The organism is Bacillus sanguinis (genome assembly GCF_018332475.1).
GTDB classification, from domain to species: domain Bacteria; phylum Bacillota; class Bacilli; order Bacillales; family Bacillaceae_G; genus Bacillus_A; species Bacillus_A sanguinis.
Map to the genome: position 1 here is coordinate 1 of NZ_BOQB01000114.1, position 16,317 is coordinate 16,317.

A 16,317-nucleotide genomic window follows, 5' to 3' on the forward strand; every position below is an offset into this window, starting at 1 on the left:
TAATTCATGCAGATGTAAACGCTGCGGCTAACATTTTACGAAAAGTAATCCCAAATGCATGGACAAATGGGATAGAGGGGTTAAGCGTGAAACAGCTCGCTAATGTGTTAACTCCCCTGACGTTAATCGTCCGTTAGGTCGAAACGTTAGAAACCCCCACTTCAAGCTTTGTTAAGTGGGGAGTGTTCATATGCTATAATGTAAAAACATATAGCTATAAGGAGATGTACGAAATGATTCCAGTAACAATATTAACTGGTTTTCTTGGATCTGGGAAAACAACATTATTAAATCGTATTTTAACAGAGAATCACGGTAAGAAATTGGCGGTAATTGTAAATGAAATAGGGCAAATTGGCATTGATAATCAGTTGATTATGAATGTTGAAGAAGAAATTATGGAAATGACAAACGGTTGTTTATGCTGTACTGTGCGGGAAGATTTACTCGTTGCGTTAAAACAATTACTGGATGTAAAAGCAGAAGGTAAAATGGATTTTGATGGATTAGTAATTGAAACAACTGGTCTAGCAAATCCAGGTCCTATTATTCAAACATTCTTTTTAGATCCTGTTATTCAATCTGCATACCAAATTAACGGTGTTGTAACAGTAGTAGATAGTTATCATATACATAAACATTTTGAAAAAGGACTAGAAGCAAAGGAGCAAATTGCATTTGCTGATGTCGTTTTAGTAAATAAATTAGATTTAGTGGATGAAAGTGAAAAGAGAAATCTCTTGCAGGAACTGCAAGGTATTAACCCAACTGCAAAGTTAATAGAGGCAACTAACTGTGATGTGGATATTCCATCGCTACTACAAATTCAAACGTTTAAAACGAAAGATACGTTACAAATTTATCCTCATACAGAGCATAATCATCTAGAAGGTGTAAAATCGTTTGTACTACGTGAAGAACGTCCGTTAGATTTACAAAAACTAAATGAATGGATGTCAGCTGTCGTTCAAGAACTAGGTGAATATTTATATCGCTACAAAGGAATTCTGTCGATTGATGGAGTAGATAAACGAATCGTTTTTCAAGGTGTGCATACACTGTTTGCTGCATCATATGATAGAGAGTGGCAAGAGGGCGAAGAACGAGTAAGTGAAGTCGTGTTTATCGGCAAAGGTATTAATAAAGAATGGTTCCAAGAACATTTTGAGGAGTGTGTGAAATAAGTCTGCATATATTGCAGGCTTATTTTTTGAATTAACTTAAGTACTTTATGGAAAAATGATAGATTGCAAAAACGAAGGATAATAAAAAGCCTGTTTTCACAGGCTTGTATGTTCATCTAATAGTAACTCCATTACAACACCTACAACAGGTCCTTCATCATCAATATCGCCATTTAAACGGAAGCCAAATGACTCATATAATCCCATTGCGAGTTTGTTTTCTGGATGTAAACTTAAATAAATTGTTTTACATTCAAATTTATTTTGTAAGAATTGAATAAGCAAGCGAAGGAAACGTTTTGCGTATCCTTTTCCTTGATATTGTTGGTCAATCATAAAGCGGTCTAACCATACGCTTTTACGTTTTTCACAATACCATCCATACATTGCATATCCTACAAGTGACTCTCCATCGTATAAACCTACTGACGTTCCGTTTCCTTCAAATAATGATTCTGCTAGAGAAAACGCATTGCTTTCAATAAATTGCTGCTGGTCTTTTGCGACGTTTAAAGCAGCTACCGAACGCCAATTTTTTTCTGTTACTTCACAAATGTGAAGATTCATAATTCCAACTCACCTTCTAAATTAATATAGCTTAAAAGCTAATATGGATAATTTTACTTGTTATTTTGGTCAAGTCAAGTAAGAACAAATAAAAAAGAAGCTGCATGACATATGCAGCCTCTTTAAAAAATTTGATTAATTAGTTGCTTCTTTCAATGTGTTTACGTTTTCTTCCATTAAAGTGAAGTAATCTTTATTGCTCTTCGCATCATCTTCAGAAATAGTAGCAAGATGATTTAAGCGTAAAATTTTTGTGCCCGTTTCTTTTTGAATGACAGATGCTACTTTTGGAGTAGAGAAAGTTTCAAATAAAATATATTGTAGATTATGTTCTTTTACTGTTTTTGTAATGTCAGCAAGCTGTTTTTGAGATGGTTCATCTGAAGCTGAAATACCCGCAATAGCAATTTGTTTTAGGCCATAGCGTTGTTCCCAGTATCCATAAGCCGCATGAGAAACTAAAATATCTTTCGTTTTTGCATTCGCAACAGCTGCTTTAAATTGATCATCTAAATCAGTGAATTTTGTTTGAAGCGCTGCGAAGTTTTTTTCGAACTCTTGTTTATGGTCAGGTTGTAATTCTACAAGTGCATTTTTAATTTTTTCTGCCTGTTTCATTGCTAAAGTAGGATCTAACCAAATGTGTGGGTCTTTATCATGATGATGTTCATCCTCTTTATGGCCGTCTCCGTGATCATGGTGCTCTTCTTCAGTAGAAGTACGTAGTTCTATACCTTTTGATGCATTTACAATTTTAACATTTTCTTTTTGCAATGCTTTTTCCATTTTTTCAGCAAATGGTTCTAATTCAGCACCGTTATAAACGAATAAATCGGCTTTTGCAACTTGTACGGTTTGTTTTTGACTTGGTTCAAATGTATGAGAATCTGCACCAGGCGGGTAAATCGCTTCAACAGTTACATAGTCGCCACCAATTTTTTTTGCGAAATCAGCAAGAGGAAAAATAGTTGTATAAACAGTTAGTTTTCCATCTTTCTTGGCCTTACCTTCTTTTTTATTTGAGCAGCCAGTAAAAATTAAAGTGAAAATAAGTAAGAATGAAAATATAGTCAATCTTTTAGGCATGAAGTTCTCCTCTTTTCTTTTTTTTACGGATATATTTTCCCCAATTATAGAAGAAAAATATCATTTTAATACAAAACGGAATAATTACGTTTTAGTTTGCGAACTTAGTATAATACATCTTTTATAAAGTTGCAATAAATAATAATCATTCCGATTTGATTTTGTTATAAAGTTGTCAAATATAGGTGTGTTATTTTTGCGAATACATGCATATGTGACAACGCTGTGTTCATATATATGAAAGGAGGGTGTAGAGGGGGCTGAGTGTTTGGGTTACTTAATGGAAGCTATTTTATTGATATTAGCGGTAGTATTACCATTAGCCTTAGTCTTAATTTTTTTACGAAGATTAATAAGTAATTTAGGTGATGCATCAACAGTAACAAAATTACGAGAGAAAGATGAGAAAAAAGAGTGAGTAAAGCACTATGCATACGCATAGTGCTTTACTTGTGGTAAAATGAGAGAAGGAAACTCCTAAAAGTCGTATTTTACTGAAGGAGAGAAAAGTAAAATAAGAGGTATGTGCACATATGAATAAGCGAACAGCGTTAGTACTTGGTGCAAGTGGTTTAGTTGGACAAGAGATAACGCGTCTATTACTTGAATCAGATTACTACGATTCTGTTACTATTTTTGTAAGAGAACCAATGCAATGGCAACATGAAAAGTTACAGCAAAAGCAAGTGGATTTTTCGATGTTAGAGGAATATAAAGAGTTTTTTGCTGTAGATGACGTATTTAGTTGTCTAGGCACAACAATCAAAAAAGCAAAAACAAAGGCGAATTTCAAAAAGGTAGATTATGAATATACGTTACGAGCTGCTTGTTTAGCTGAAAAACAAGGGGTGCAAAATTTCCTTGTTGTGTCCTCAATGGGAGCAAATCCTAAAGCGTTTTTCTTTTATTCACAAGTTAAAGGGAAAATGGAAGAGGAATTACAAAAGTTAGTCATTGGTGGTATTCACATTTTTAGGCCATCTTTATTAGTAGGAAATCGACAAGAATTTCGTTTCGGTGAACGAATGGCTGAAAAGTTGTCTCGTATCATTCCTTTTATATTTAAAGGGGCTTTCAAAAAGTATAAACCAATTTCAGCGAAAGATGTGGCGAAAGGGATGTATATCACTGCATTGCGAGAAGAAACGGGTATTTATATTTATAACTCAAATGAAATTACAACGATAGAATAAAAAAGAGAAGAATGACATGTATTAAAAATAAGGTTTGAATCTTGAATGAACAGTAAATACATGTAGAGTTTAGCAATTATAAGAAAGTGAAAAAGGAGTGGGGAGCCCACTCCTTTTTCACGATAATTTATAATACAAACACCATTTTTATCCCGCTATTTGTGGGCAGTAAAACCTCCGCGGATTAAAGTTTTGCTTTATACGTCTCCAATACTCTTGATCTTATAGGACAAATGACCTCATCTATTACAATGCTATTTTTAAAGTTGTATTATACTAACGGATGATTTCGTGTTATAAGAATCTTTTACCTCATTTAAAAATATACTACTATCATATATCCAGTGTTTTAATGCCAAGTAATCATTAGAATATATTTTTTATTTGGGAATAATCTGTTTTTTTTTAGATCTGTTTGAGTAAAATCTGAAGGAAATTGGATTCCGAAGATATAAAAGTCATAAATGTACTACTTTATATATTTTGAGGGATTGCAAAAGGAGGATATGCGAATGGGTAAAAAAGAAATGTTGCAAAATGGAATTAAGCAAGTTTTTTATGAAGAAGAATGGTATCCACCACTATTAGACGCATTAAAGGATCTTACTGCTGCACAAGCATGCTGGCAACCAGAAGGAAAGGCTAGTAATACGATTTGGGAAAATGTAAACCATTTACTTGTCTTTAAAGAACGCTTACTTGCCCGTTTGCACCAAGATGAAACATTTGTTGCACCGCAAAATAATGATGAAACGTTTGTCCAAGGTGGACGAAATGATGAGGATGTTTGGCAACAAACAGTGTTGCGAACAATTCAAGTGCATGATGCTTTACAATCTGCATTAATATCCCTTCAAGAAGCAGAACTAGATCAATTAACTCCTTTTCTACCAGTTTGGCAACAATATATGAACATCCTTTTGCACGATGCTTATCATACAGGGCAGATTGTACAACTTCGCAAGCTTCAAGGTTCATGGCCAGCGCATCGTTCTTATTTGTAAATGATACTTAAAATTGTTGGAGTTTCAAACTAAACAAACGAATTAAAAGTAGCATACTGTTATAGAAAAACAATTTCTCATTTAATTTAAGAAATTGTTTTTTTGTTACTCCGGATTATGGAATACGATTTTCAACCCTGTCGCATTTTTAGAATGTGATTATGCTTGTTTTATTTATTAAAGTTAACTGAGTTTATATAATATTATTTCAATGTAATGCTACATGTAGTGAGAATAAGGAGAGAAAAATAGGCGTATCGAGCAAAAGGTTGATACGCCTTAAAACGATATTATGAAATAATATACGTTGCCTTGTAGTATACTTTTAATTTCTCTATGAGTAGTCGTACATATTATTCTCGGTTTTATTTATTCGTATGGATTTTCCCAGGTGCTCGCTCGTATTGATACGGTTCTTCTAACTCAAAGCCAAGTTCGTTGGCGGCTATTCTTGGGAAGTAAGGATTGCGAAGTAACTCACGTCCGATAAAAATTAAATCTGCTTCGTTATTATTTAAAATTTGTTCTGCCTGTGCCCCAGTCGTAATCAATCCAACAGCACCAGTTGCAATGTTAGCATGCTCTTTAATATGTTTAGCGTATTGTACTTGATACCCGGGATATACATCGATGTGTGCCGGTACAACAGCCCCAGAACTACAATCGATTACATCTACCCCTTGTTCTTTCATCCACTTTGTATACTGAACGTAATCTTGAACCGTTAATCCATCCGGGTGATAGTCATTTGCTGAAATACGAACGAATAACGGTCCGTTCCATACTTCATTTATTGAGTCAATAATTTCACGTAAGAAACGATAGCGATTTTCAGGTGAGCTCCCATATTCATCAGTCCGCTTATTAGAAAGTGGAGAAAGAAATTCATTTATAAGATAACCGTGAGCTCCATGTATTTCAATAACGTCAAATCCCGCTTGTTTTGATCGTATTGCAGCTTGCTGAAAAGCTAATATAGTATTTTTTATTTGCTGTATATTCATTTCTACTGGTATTTTCATTGTTTCATTAAAAGGAATTGCTGATGGAGCGAGAGCATCCGTTTCTAATTCTGCTTTTCTTCCGGCGTGAGCGAGTTGGATGGCAGCTTTTGCACCGTTATCATGTATAAAAGTTGTCGTTTTATGTAAGCCTTCAATTAGGCTATCATCCCATATACCTAGGTCTTTATTAGAAATTCTTCCTTCAGGTAACACGGCTGTTGCTTCAATCATAACTAAACCAACTTGACCAGCCGCTCTCGTTCCATAATGAACGAGATGGAAATTAGTTACTTGACCATCCTCATTCTCAGATGAATACATGCACATAGGTGACATGACAATCCGGTTTTTAAATGTAACACCCTTAACTGTATAAGGTGAAAAAAGTTCGGGATTCATTCAATAGCCTCCTAGATTGAATTTTCTTACATTGTAGCATTCTCTTTTTTGTTTTCCCTAATAAAACGCTTATACGAAAAATTTTGTCTATTCGTGTTACAATAATTAATATGAATTGAATTGGAGGATGACATATGTACCAGGCTTATTATGAAAGTGAATTAGGTTTGCTGGAAATTACAGCGAACGATAAAGGACTTACGTCTGTTATATTTGTTGATGAGAGACAAGAAGAACATAAAAATGAAATGATAAATCAATGTATAAATGAGCTAGATGAATATTTTAAGGGGAATAGAAAAGTGTTCACAGTCCCGCTGTCTGCTGAGGGAACATCATTTCAAAAAAATGTATGGGATGCGCTCTATACTATCCCTTATGGCGTAAGTGCTTCATATTTAGATATTGCAGAGAAAGTCGGAAATACGAAAGCTGTACGAGCGATAGGAGGAGCGAATAGTCGTAATCCAATTTCAATTATCGTTCCGTGTCATCGTGTAATTGGAAAGAGCGGGAAGCTTGTTGGGTATGCAGGTGGTTTATGGAGGAAAGAGTGGTTATTAAAACACGAAGGTATTTTGAAATGACGTATGGATGAGAAGAGGGATTGTTTTGAAGTGTATAAATTGTGGGCAACTTTGCAAAGGAAATCAGTTGAATTGTGAAAGTTGCCAGCGGGCCTTGCATAATGAAGAAGGTGAAGGAAGCTCGCTAATAGACAAGGAATTAGAAGTATATGTAGGGAGACAATATCCGTATTACAAAAGGAAATGGGAGCTTGAGGAAAAGCGGATTGCTAGGTGGAGCTGGAATGGTTGGGCAGCTATTTTTAATGTAGGTTGGTTTGGATATCGTAAGTATTATGTACCTGCAGCTTTGTTTGTATTGTTATTATTAGCATGCGATGCATTTTCTTATTATATGGGTTTCAACGTAGCACTGCCGATTATTAATATGGTGCCTCTAACGTTTTTATTACTTGTTTTTATTTTATTTGGAATGGCGATTTTTGCAAATGGATTATATTATCAATTTGCAGAAAGGCGTATATATCGAATTAAAGCACGAGAAATTCAAGATGAATCGGTTGAGAAGTATCTTATTCGTGATAGTGGTGGAACGAGTAAAATGGGTGCAACAATTGTTACAATTTTAGCAGTTGCTAGTATCTTTTTCAGCCATTTCTTTTTCCCGACTGATCGAGATATTATTCAAAAGGTTCGTGCAGGCTCACTATATGAATATCCGTTCTTTTCCATTGGTGAATCGTTTGAAAATTATTTTAGAAATCCAGGTTGGGTATATTATCGTGGCACCGAAGGATTAGAATTGGTAGAGTTCCAAGGAGAAAGTCCTGATATGCCAAGAAAAAAGGTGACAATCCAATTTGTTGTTGATTATAAATTGGGAGAGATTGAGCCGTACTCACTTACAATTAATGGAGAATCCAAAAATGAGGAAGAGTTTTTGAAGATAATGGACGAAATATTTAAAGTTCAAAATCCATTTGACATAGAGGATGGATTACAAGTAAAAGAAATAGAAAAAGAAGTGGATAGAAGGGTGTTCTATCTGCTTCTTTTTTTACTGTACAAAAATAATATTTGAAATAATCAGAATCTTTTGTATAATAATATGTATTATACTGGATTTCATTTATACATATAGATTGGGGGAAGGAAGAATGAAGAGAAAGGTAACAACGATTGCTGCAGTTGCATTATCAACTAGTGTATTAGTTGCAGGTTGCGGAAATGGGGAGAAGGCATCAACAACGAAGAAAGAAGCAGGTAAGGGAGCAGCAGAAAAGCAAGTATTAAACTTACTAGAAGCAGCAGAAATTCCTTCAATGGATACGTCAAAATCGACAGACTCTGTATCATTCCGTGCCTTTGTCAATGCAATGGAAGGATTATATCGTTTAGATAAGGATAATAAACCAACTCCGGGTATGGCAAAAGATGTGAAGATTAGTGAAGATAAAACGACATATACATTTGAATTACGAGATGCAAAGTGGTCTAATGGCGATCCAGTTCGAGCACAAGATTTTGTATATGCATGGCAACGCGCATTAGATAAAGCAACGGCAGCTGAGTATGCATTTATTTTATTTGATGTGAAAAATGCACAGAAAGTAAACAAGGGAGAATTACCGTTAGATCAATTAGGAGTAAAAGCAAAAGATGATAAAACGTTAGTAGTAGAATTAGAACAACCAGCGCCATATTTCCTTGAGCTTACTTCATTCCCAACATTTTTCCCTTTAAATGAAAAATATGTGAAAGAACAAGGGGATAAATATGCATTAGAAGCAGATAAACTATTATATAATGGACCATTTACGATGAGTGAATGGAAACATGAACGAAGTTATCAGCTAAAGAAAAATCCTAATTATTGGGATAAAGATACTGTGAAGTTAGAAGAAATTAATGTAAATATTGTGAAGGAAACGAGCACAGGAGTAAATTTATATGATAGTGATCAAGCGGATCGAGTAATTTTAAGTTCTGAATTCGTTGATAAATATAAAAAGAATAAGCCAGATGAATTTAAAACGAAGTTAGATCCACGTATGTATTTCTTACGTTTTAACCAAAAAAATGCAACGTTTAAAAACCAAAAAGTTCGTGAAGCGATTGATCTAGCATATGATAAAAAAGGAATTGCAAATGTTATTTTAAATGATGGATCATTACCAGCATATTTCTTAGTACCTGAAAAATTTACGACAGGACCAGATGGAAAAGATTTCCGTACTGTAAATAAAAATTTCCGTGACAGCAAAGATAATGCAGAAAAAGCAAAAAAATTATGGGAAGAAGCGAAGAAAGAACTTGGCCAAGATACAATTACAGTAGAATTTCTAAATGATGATAATGGTAGCCGTAAAAAAGTGGGCGACTTTATTAAAGAAGAGTTAGAGAAGAATTTACCTGGTATTAAAGTGAATTTGAAACAACAACCATATAAGCAGAAGTTAGAGTTAGAAAAGAAATTTGAATATGAATTTTCATTATCTGCATGGAGTCCGGACTATCCAGATCCAATGACTTATATTGATATGTTTGTTACTGGAAGCTCATTTAATGAAATGGATTATTCTAACCCGAAGTATGATGATTTAGTAGCAAAATCAAAAGGAGAGCTATTAAAAGATGACAAAGCACGTTGGAATGCACTTGCAGAAGCTGAAAAAATCTTAATTGGTGAAGATGCTGCCATTTCTCCTACGTACCAACAAAGTACCGCATACTTAGAGAAACCATACGTAAAAGGTATTGCGAATCATACATTTGGTGGGGACTTCAGTTATAAATGGGCATATATTACAAAGAAATAGTATAATGAAAGATGAGTGAATTTTCGCTCATCTTTTCGTTTGTTTAAGGAGGAGCTACTTTTGTTAAAAGGAATCAATCATTTTTGTTTTTCAGTATCTAATTTAGAAGATTCTATTACATTTTACGAAAAAGTATTGGAAGGAGAATTATTAGTTAAAGGGAGAAAACTTGCATATTTTAATATATGTGGGATATGGGTAGCACTTAATGAAGAAGCACATATTCCGAGAAATGAGATTCATCAATCTTATACGCATATTGCGTTTTCAGTTGAACAGAAAGACTTTGAACGTCTACTGCAGAGATTAGAAGAAAACGATGTTCATATTTTACAAGGAAGAGAAAGAGATGTAAGGGATTGTAAGTCTATATATTTTGTTGATCCTGACGGCCACAAATTTGAGTTTCATTCAGGGACATTGCAAGACCGACTTCATTATTATAGAGAAGATAAACCCCATATGACATTTTACTAAGGGAGGAAAGAAGTTGCATGCACTAGTAATTGGCGGGACAGGAATGCTCAAGAGAGTTTCTATGTGGCTTTGTGAGCAAGGGTTTCATGTTTCTATTATTGGACGAGATGAAGTGAAATTAGAAAATGTTAAGCGAGAGAGTGCTGCGCCAGAAAGTATCACATGTCTTCCGTTAGATTATCATAATGACGACGATGTAAAGCTAGCTACTAAAAGCACAATTAAGCGGAATGGCCCCATAACATTAGTTGTCGCATGGGTACACGCAAGTGCGAAGGATACGTTATCACTTATTTGTAGAGAATTAGATTTTTCGTCTGAAACATACAGTGTTTTTCATATTTTAGGTAGTAAAGCCTCGCGCATGACGGCACAAAAAATAGGTGGTACACGATGTAGTTATCATAGAATTATATTAGGTTTTATATTAGAAGATACATACGGGAGATGGCTTACCCATGAAGAAATATCGGATGGGGTAATAAAAGGAATTGAGAGTAAATGTGATGAATGGATTGTAGGACGAGTAGAACCGTGGGAATTGCGGCCAACATGGTAAGGGGGAATGAGAAATGAAGACAACTGTATATGTAACAAGGCATGGTGAGACGGAATGGAATGTAGCGAAACGAATGCAAGGGCGGAAAAATTCTGCTTTAACTGAAAATGGTATGTTACAAGCAAAGCAATTAGGAGACCGAATGAAAGATTTATCTATCGATGCGATCTATAGTAGTCCGAGTGAAAGAACCCTTCATACTGCAGAGTTAATAAAGGGCGAACGTGATATACCGATAATAGCGGATGAGCATTTCTATGAAATTAACATGGGTATATGGGAAGGACAGACAGTCGATGATATAGAAAGACAGTACCCAGATGAAATACAATTGTTTTGGTATGAGCCACATCTTTTTCAGTCAACATCAGGAGAAAATTTTGAGGCTGTTTATAAAAGGGTAATGGATGGGATACAGCTTCTTTTAGAAAAGCATAAAGGAGAAAGTATATTAATTGTTTCCCATGCGGCAGCGGCGAAACTACTTGTAGGACATTTTGCGGGTATTGAAATAGAAAATGTGTGGAATGATCCATTTATGCATAGTGCTAGTCTTAGTATAATAGAATTTGAAGAAGGTAAAGGTGAAGTGAAGCAATTTGCAGATATAAGTCATTTTCAATAAACGTAAAAAAGGCCGCAAGACGGCCTTTTTTGTAGGCATAAAAACTAGCAATTACGTTTTTTATACCAGAAGTGATCGAATTTCTTGTTTTTGCAAGATGGGAATTTATGTCCGCCTTTGCAATCATTCCATTTGTGCCCGTCATCGTGACAGTCTTTACCATGATCACAATCATCATCGCAAGATCTACCGTGTCCGTGAGGGAAGAATTCGCATTTTTTACAGTAACATCGTTTTGTCCAGTAAAATTTCTTTTCAAAGCGCACACATTTTGTAACGAACGTACAATGCTTTCTGCGAGTACGTTTAGTTACTAAAACACATTCTTTTCTACGTGTTACTTTCGTAACGAACGTCCATTTTTGAACGCGAACACGAGTACATTTCGTAACAAATGTCCACTTTTTAACGTGAGTACATTTTGTAACAAAAGTACAGTGTTTCACGCGAGTACATCTTGTTCTCGGGCAGTTACAATCGTCGCTACATTCTATTTTAGTAGTACAATCATCATCGCATTCAAACGTACTTGGATCTTGGTGTAAGAAATCCTCCATCCCAGCACTTTTGATTTCTTCAACCGCTTTTCTAATATCACGTTTCATAGAAATCCTCCTTATCATGTATTAAGTTGAAAAGGTATTCTTTTTCCTTAACAGGATATGTATGTAGGTATATTTCTGAACAGGACAAGAGTGTAATTTTATATAAATGGTTGATAGTGGAGGTATGGACAAGGCAAAGTGCATACATTGAATGAAGAGAACTGAGAAGGGATGTGGAAATATGCTACCTTCATATGATTTTTTTATTCATCCAATGTACTTAGTGGAATTGAAAAAAGACATTTGGTCAGACAGTCCAGTGCCAGCAAAATTAACTTATGGAAAAAAGAAATATGACATTGATATCGTATACCGAGGTGCTCATATTCGTGAATTTGAGAAAAAGTCTTATCATGTTATGTTTTATAAACCGAAAAAATTTCAAGGTGCGAAAGAAATTCATTTAAATTCTGAGTTTATGGATCCGTCTCTCATACGAAACAAATTATCTTTAGACTTTTTTCATGATATTGGTGTACTTTCACCAAAATCACAACATGTATTTATAAAAATTAATGGTCAAATTCAAGGTGTATATTTACAGTTAGAATCAGTTGATGAAAACTTTTTGAAAAATAGAGGATTACCAAGTGGTTCTATTTATTATGCAATAGATGATGATGCGAATTTTTCTTTAATGAGTGAGAGAGATAAAGATGTTAAGACCGAGCTCTTTGCGGGTTATGAATTTAAATATTCGAATAAAAATAGTGAAGAACAACTGAGTGAATTTGTATTTCAAGCGAATGCTTTGTCGAGGGAAGCTTACGAAAAAGAAATTGGGAAGTTTCTACATGTTGATAAATATTTAAGGTGGTTAGCTGGCGTTATTTTTACACAAAACTTTGATGGTTTCGTTCATAACTATGCACTATATCATAACGATCAAACAAATTTATTTGAAGTGATACCGTGGGATTATGATGCAACTTGGGGGCGAGATGTACAAGGGAGACCACTTAATCATGAGTATATTCGCATTCAAGGCTATAATACATTAAGTGCAAGATTGTTAGATATACCTATATTTAGAAAGCAATACCGAAGTATTTTGGAAGAAATACTAGAAGAACAATTTACCGTTTCGTTTATGATGCCGAAAGTTGAAAGTTTGTGTGAATCGATTCGTCCATATTTACTACAAGATCCATATATGAAAGAAAAATTAGAAACATTTGATCAAGAAGCTGATATGATTGAAGAATATATAAATAAAAGAAGAAAGTATATACAAGATCATTTACATGAATTGGATTAATTTTGAAAGAGATTGGAACATTATCAATCTCTTTTTTTGTATAATAAAGATGTATGAATGGAATTGACGTAATATGTACTTAACAAAGAATGGGGATGTGGAAGCATGAAGGTAAAATGGCTTGATTGGGTAAAACAAATACAATCTATAGCTCAAGCGGGTTTAACGTATTCTAAAGATGTGTATGATATAGAGCGTTTTCAACAATTACGGGATATTTCCATTTCGATGATGTCACATTACACGAAGACAGATTGGGAAATTGTAGAGAAGTTATTTGCAAGTGAGACAGGCTATCAAACACCAAAAGTTGATATAAGAGCAGTTGTTTTTCAAAATGAAAAGTTATTATTTGTGAAAGAAAAAAGTGATGGGAAATGGGCATTGCCAGGTGGATGGGCTGATATCGGTTATACGCCGACAGAAGTAGCTGCAAAAGAAGTTTTAGAGGAGACAGGTTATGAAGTAGATGATTTCAAGTTATTCGCTATATTTGATAAAGAAAAACATCACCCATCACCTTCCGCAACTCATGTATATAAAATTTTCATAGGCTGTAAGATTATCGGTGGTGAAAAAAAGACGAGTATTGAAACAGAAGATGTGGAGTTTTTTGGTGAGAATGAATTGCCTACTTTATCAATTGCTAGAAATACAGAAGAGCAAATTAAAGAAATGTTTGCCTATATGAAAGAACCTCAGAAAGAAAAATTAATAGATTAATAATGTTGGAATGAAGATATTGGCAGAATGCAACCTTTATGTAATAATGGGATGGTATGTGAAGAAAAAAGGAGATAGAAAATAAAATGTTAGCAAGCATAATAGATCAGTTATTGCAATTTTTTGCAAGCTTAGGTTACTTTGGAGTAGCGCTAGCTTTAATGATTGAAATTATTCCGAGTGAAATTGTACTTTCATATGCGGGCTTTTTAGTTGCGGATGGTAAAATTAGCTTTGTCGGTGCAGTTATTGCTGGAACAATCGGTGGTACTTTAGCCCAAATCTTTTTATATTGGCTTGGATACTATGGTGGGCGTCCAGTTGTAGAGAAATATGGGAAATATCTACTTATTAATAAACACCATTTAGACATAGCAGAAAATTGGTTTAAACGTTACGGAGCAGGAGTAATCTTTTCTGCACGTTTTATCCCAGTCGTACGTCATGCAATCTCTATTCCAGCAGGATTAGCCAAGATGCCATTAAAACTATTTACACTGTATACAGTAGTTGCGATTATTCCATGGTCAATACTATTTATATATTTAGGTGAAAAGCTTGGCGGGAATTGGCGACACATTAAAGAGTATGCATCCGATTACACACATTACATAATTATAGGAGCTGTTCTTTTTGTTGCCCTATATTTCGGTTTAAAGTATTTCAAAAAGAAAAAAGCAGCGCGTTAAAGTCAATGATTTTTCATTGGCTTTTTTTATTTGTTTAGGTTCTAAAGAAAAGGAGTTGTCCATAATGTGTAATAATAAAGCGTAGCGGAGGAATGTGATGAAAGGGTCACCGTTTTTACGTGGAACGATATTTTTAACGATGGCAACTATGATTTCAAAAATGTTAGGGTTTATATATGTTATACCATTTACAGCTATGGTCGGTACGAGTGGTTATGTTTTATACACGTATGCATATCGTCCATATACAATTATGCTCAGCATTGCGACGATGGGACTACCACTCGCTGTTTCAAAAATGGTATCAAAATATGATCAACTAAATGACTATCATACGGTGAAAAGAGTATTAAAGAGTGGTATCGTTTTTATGCTTTTAATGGGAGTAATCTCGTGTTTTATACTATATTTGTTAGCTCCACATTTAGCTGAGTTAGTGATTGATGGGAATGATCAAACAGGGAATAGTGTAACAGCGGTCACAAATAATATTCGAATTGTAAGTTTTGCATTAATACTTGTGCCAGTAATGAGCTTATTAAGAGGTTTTTTTCAAGGATTTCAGTCGATGGGACCTTCTGCATTAAGTGTCGTTGTAGAGCAATTTTTTCGGGTCTTAACCATTTTGATAGGAAGCTTTGTCGTTTTATATATTTTAAAAGCTTCTGTCTCGCTAGCTGTTGGTATTTCAACGTTCGGTGCTTTTATGGGAGCGATAGGTGGATTAACAGTTTTAAGTGCGTATTACATAAAGAGGAGAAAGCACTTAAAGAAAAAAGAAATAGCAAGTATACCGCAAACAACGAAATCTTTTTTCTCGCTGTATAAGGAGCTTTTTACATATTCAATACCGTTTGTTGTGGTTGGTTTAGCAATTCCGCTGTATCAGACGATTGATACATTTACAATTAATAAACTACTTATACAAATAGGGTATATGCAAGGAGAAGCGGAGAAGATTAATGCGATAATTGGTCTTGTCCAGATGGTTGTACTTATCCCAGTTTCCGTTGCGACTGCTTTTAGTATGTCTCTCGTACCAGAGATGACGAAAGCTTATACAGCAGGAAATGCGAAGTTGTTGTACAAACATTTCACGAGGACGAATGTATTAGTAGTAGGGATTACGGTACCGGCGGCAATTGGGATGATGGTGTTAGCCAAGCCGGTATATACTCTTTTATTTGGCATGGGAAATGATCCGGAGATGGGAAGGATTATCCTGCAGTACTATGCTCCTGCTGGTATACTATTTTCTCTCTTCACAGTAACGGCTGCTATGTTACAAGGAATAAATCAACAACAGAAAACAGTGCTAGGATTAGGTATTGGCATTATTGTGAAGATAGTTTTGAATATTGTATTGCTTCCGTATTTCGATTATGTAAGTTTTATTATTTCAACATACGCTGGTTATACGATTTCAGTTGGCTTTAACTTGTGGATGCTTTCTAAATATGTTATAAAGGCAACATAAGCTTTTTAAGGCAGAGAGCACTCTGTCTTTTTCTTTGTTTATCCCGCTTTAACGGGCAGTAAGATCCTCACCTCAAAATTCAGCGAAAGAAAAGAAGTTTGGTTGGGATCAACTGCCCGTA

Annotated in this window: 18 protein-coding genes; 14 read left to right on the forward strand and 4 right to left on the reverse strand. The window is 34.7% G+C overall.

The window, feature by feature from the left end:
- Positions 1-233: 233 nt before the first annotated feature.
- On the forward strand, positions 234-1,184 hold the full coding sequence (locus KI369_RS13835) for a CobW family GTP-binding protein (protein WP_212956331.1): 951 nt from the start codon (positions 234-236) through the stop codon (positions 1,182-1,184).
- Positions 1,185-1,280: 96 nt separating this feature from the next.
- Here the strand turns inward: KI369_RS13835 and KI369_RS13840 are convergent, their stop codons facing one another.
- A complete protein-coding gene (locus KI369_RS13840) occupies positions 1,281-1,751 on the reverse strand; it encodes a GNAT family N-acetyltransferase (protein ID WP_212956332.1) in 471 nt (156 codons plus the stop codon).
- A 135-nt stretch (positions 1,752-1,886) separates the two neighbouring features.
- Positions 1,887-2,837, reverse strand: a complete 951-nt coding sequence (locus tag KI369_RS13845) for a metal ABC transporter substrate-binding protein (protein ID WP_212956333.1) — start codon at positions 2,835-2,837, stop codon at positions 1,887-1,889.
- 268 nt (positions 2,838-3,105) lie between these two features.
- On the opposite strand from KI369_RS13845, the gene KI369_RS13850 reads away from it, so the two are divergent.
- The 3 genes from KI369_RS13850 (at position 3,106) to KI369_RS13860 (ending at position 5,034) form a co-directional block, all read left to right on the forward strand.
- On the forward strand, positions 3,106-3,255 hold the full coding sequence (locus KI369_RS13850; RefSeq protein ID WP_000540925.1) for a hypothetical protein: 150 nt from the start codon (positions 3,106-3,108) through the stop codon (positions 3,253-3,255).
- 115 nt (positions 3,256-3,370) lie between these two features.
- On the forward strand, positions 3,371-4,030 hold the full coding sequence (locus KI369_RS13855; RefSeq protein WP_144611081.1) for an oxidoreductase: 660 nt from the start codon (positions 3,371-3,373) through the stop codon (positions 4,028-4,030).
- Between the two features lie 512 nt (positions 4,031-4,542).
- Positions 4,543-5,034: a DinB family protein gene (locus KI369_RS13860; protein ID WP_212956334.1), complete on the forward strand. Its 492-nt coding sequence runs from the start codon at positions 4,543-4,545 to the stop codon at positions 5,032-5,034.
- 365 nt (positions 5,035-5,399) lie between these two features.
- Here KI369_RS13860 and namA read toward each other — a convergent pair whose 3' ends face one another.
- The gene (namA, locus tag KI369_RS13865; protein ID WP_212956335.1) at positions 5,400-6,437 is read right to left on the reverse strand and encodes an NADPH dehydrogenase NamA; all 1,038 of its coding nucleotides are present in this window, start codon (positions 6,435-6,437) and stop codon (positions 5,400-5,402) included.
- Positions 6,438-6,571: 134 nt separating this feature from the next.
- Between namA and KI369_RS13870 the strand changes: the two genes are divergently transcribed.
- The 6 genes from KI369_RS13870 (at position 6,572) to KI369_RS13895 (ending at position 11,444) form a co-directional block, all read left to right on the forward strand.
- Positions 6,572-7,024: a methylated-DNA--[protein]-cysteine S-methyltransferase gene (locus KI369_RS13870; RefSeq protein WP_212956336.1), complete on the forward strand. Its 453-nt coding sequence runs from the start codon at positions 6,572-6,574 to the stop codon at positions 7,022-7,024.
- A gap of 7 nt (positions 7,025-7,031) precedes the next feature.
- Positions 7,032-8,045: a DUF2628 domain-containing protein gene (locus KI369_RS13875; protein ID WP_212956337.1), complete on the forward strand. Its 1,014-nt coding sequence runs from the start codon at positions 7,032-7,034 to the stop codon at positions 8,043-8,045.
- A gap of 76 nt (positions 8,046-8,121) precedes the next feature.
- Positions 8,122-9,783 (forward strand): peptide ABC transporter substrate-binding protein, encoded by a 1,662-nt coding sequence (locus KI369_RS13880; RefSeq protein ID WP_212956338.1) that lies wholly within the window; start codon positions 8,122-8,124, stop codon positions 9,781-9,783.
- Between the two features lie 60 nt (positions 9,784-9,843).
- Positions 9,844-10,260: a FosBx1 family fosfomycin resistance bacillithiol transferase gene (fosB, locus tag KI369_RS13885; protein WP_212956339.1), complete on the forward strand. Its 417-nt coding sequence runs from the start codon at positions 9,844-9,846 to the stop codon at positions 10,258-10,260.
- A gap of 13 nt (positions 10,261-10,273) precedes the next feature.
- Entirely contained in the window at positions 10,274-10,819 is a 546-nt protein-coding gene (locus KI369_RS13890) for a short-chain dehydrogenase (RefSeq protein ID WP_212956340.1), read from the forward strand.
- Positions 10,820-10,832: 13 nt separating this feature from the next.
- Positions 10,833-11,444, forward strand: a complete 612-nt coding sequence (locus KI369_RS13895) for a phosphoserine phosphatase 1 (RefSeq protein WP_212956341.1) — start codon at positions 10,833-10,835, stop codon at positions 11,442-11,444.
- A gap of 44 nt (positions 11,445-11,488) precedes the next feature.
- On the opposite strand, the gene exsB is transcribed toward KI369_RS13895, so the two are convergent.
- Positions 11,489-12,049 carry an exosporium protein ExsB gene (exsB, locus tag KI369_RS13900; RefSeq protein WP_212956342.1) on the reverse strand — a complete coding sequence of 187 codons (561 nt, stop codon included), beginning with the start codon at positions 12,047-12,049 and terminating at the stop codon, positions 11,489-11,491.
- Positions 12,050-12,230: 181 nt separating this feature from the next.
- Between exsB and cotH the strand changes: the two genes are divergently transcribed.
- From cotH to KI369_RS13920, 4 genes are all read left to right on the forward strand, one after another.
- Positions 12,231-13,307, forward strand: coding sequence for a spore coat protein CotH (gene cotH, locus KI369_RS13905; RefSeq protein ID WP_212956343.1), 1,077 nt, complete (start codon positions 12,231-12,233; stop codon positions 13,305-13,307).
- 105 nt (positions 13,308-13,412) lie between these two features.
- Positions 13,413-14,030: an NUDIX hydrolase N-terminal domain-containing protein gene (locus tag KI369_RS13910; protein ID WP_212956344.1), complete on the forward strand. Its 618-nt coding sequence runs from the start codon at positions 13,413-13,415 to the stop codon at positions 14,028-14,030.
- A gap of 86 nt (positions 14,031-14,116) precedes the next feature.
- A complete protein-coding gene (uptA, locus tag KI369_RS13915) occupies positions 14,117-14,719 on the forward strand; it encodes an undecaprenyl phosphate transporter UptA (RefSeq protein ID WP_000881208.1) in 603 nt (200 codons plus the stop codon).
- A gap of 97 nt (positions 14,720-14,816) precedes the next feature.
- Positions 14,817-16,196: a putative polysaccharide biosynthesis protein gene (locus KI369_RS13920; RefSeq protein ID WP_212956345.1), complete on the forward strand. Its 1,380-nt coding sequence runs from the start codon at positions 14,817-14,819 to the stop codon at positions 16,194-16,196.
- Positions 16,197-16,317: the final 121 nt, after the last annotated feature.

Coding starts and splice junctions, on each gene's coding strand:
- KI369_RS13835 (WP_212956331.1), top strand. CDS start 234: ATGATTCCAGTAACAATATTAACTGGTTTTCTTGGATCTGGGAAAACA.
- KI369_RS13840 (WP_212956332.1), bottom strand. CDS start 1,751: ATGAATCTTCACATTTGTGAAGTAACAGAAAAAAATTGGCGTTCGGTA.
- KI369_RS13845 (WP_212956333.1), bottom strand. CDS start 2,837: ATGCCTAAAAGATTGACTATATTTTCATTCTTACTTATTTTCACTTTA.
- KI369_RS13855 (WP_144611081.1), top strand. CDS start 3,371: ATGAATAAGCGAACAGCGTTAGTACTTGGTGCAAGTGGTTTAGTTGGA.
- KI369_RS13860 (WP_212956334.1), top strand. CDS start 4,543: ATGGGTAAAAAAGAAATGTTGCAAAATGGAATTAAGCAAGTTTTTTAT.
- namA (WP_212956335.1), bottom strand. CDS start 6,437: ATGAATCCCGAACTTTTTTCACCTTATACAGTTAAGGGTGTTACATTT.
- KI369_RS13870 (WP_212956336.1), top strand. CDS start 6,572: ATGTACCAGGCTTATTATGAAAGTGAATTAGGTTTGCTGGAAATTACA.
- KI369_RS13875 (WP_212956337.1), top strand. CDS start 7,032: ATGAGAAGAGGGATTGTTTTGAAGTGTATAAATTGTGGGCAACTTTGC.
- KI369_RS13880 (WP_212956338.1), top strand. CDS start 8,122: ATGAAGAGAAAGGTAACAACGATTGCTGCAGTTGCATTATCAACTAGT.
- KI369_RS13895 (WP_212956341.1), top strand. CDS start 10,833: ATGAAGACAACTGTATATGTAACAAGGCATGGTGAGACGGAATGGAAT.
- exsB (WP_212956342.1), bottom strand. CDS start 12,049: ATGAAACGTGATATTAGAAAAGCGGTTGAAGAAATCAAAAGTGCTGGG.
- cotH (WP_212956343.1), top strand. CDS start 12,231: ATGCTACCTTCATATGATTTTTTTATTCATCCAATGTACTTAGTGGAA.
- KI369_RS13910 (WP_212956344.1), top strand. CDS start 13,413: ATGAAGGTAAAATGGCTTGATTGGGTAAAACAAATACAATCTATAGCT.
- uptA (WP_000881208.1), top strand. CDS start 14,117: ATGTTAGCAAGCATAATAGATCAGTTATTGCAATTTTTTGCAAGCTTA.
- KI369_RS13920 (WP_212956345.1), top strand. CDS start 14,817: ATGAAAGGGTCACCGTTTTTACGTGGAACGATATTTTTAACGATGGCA.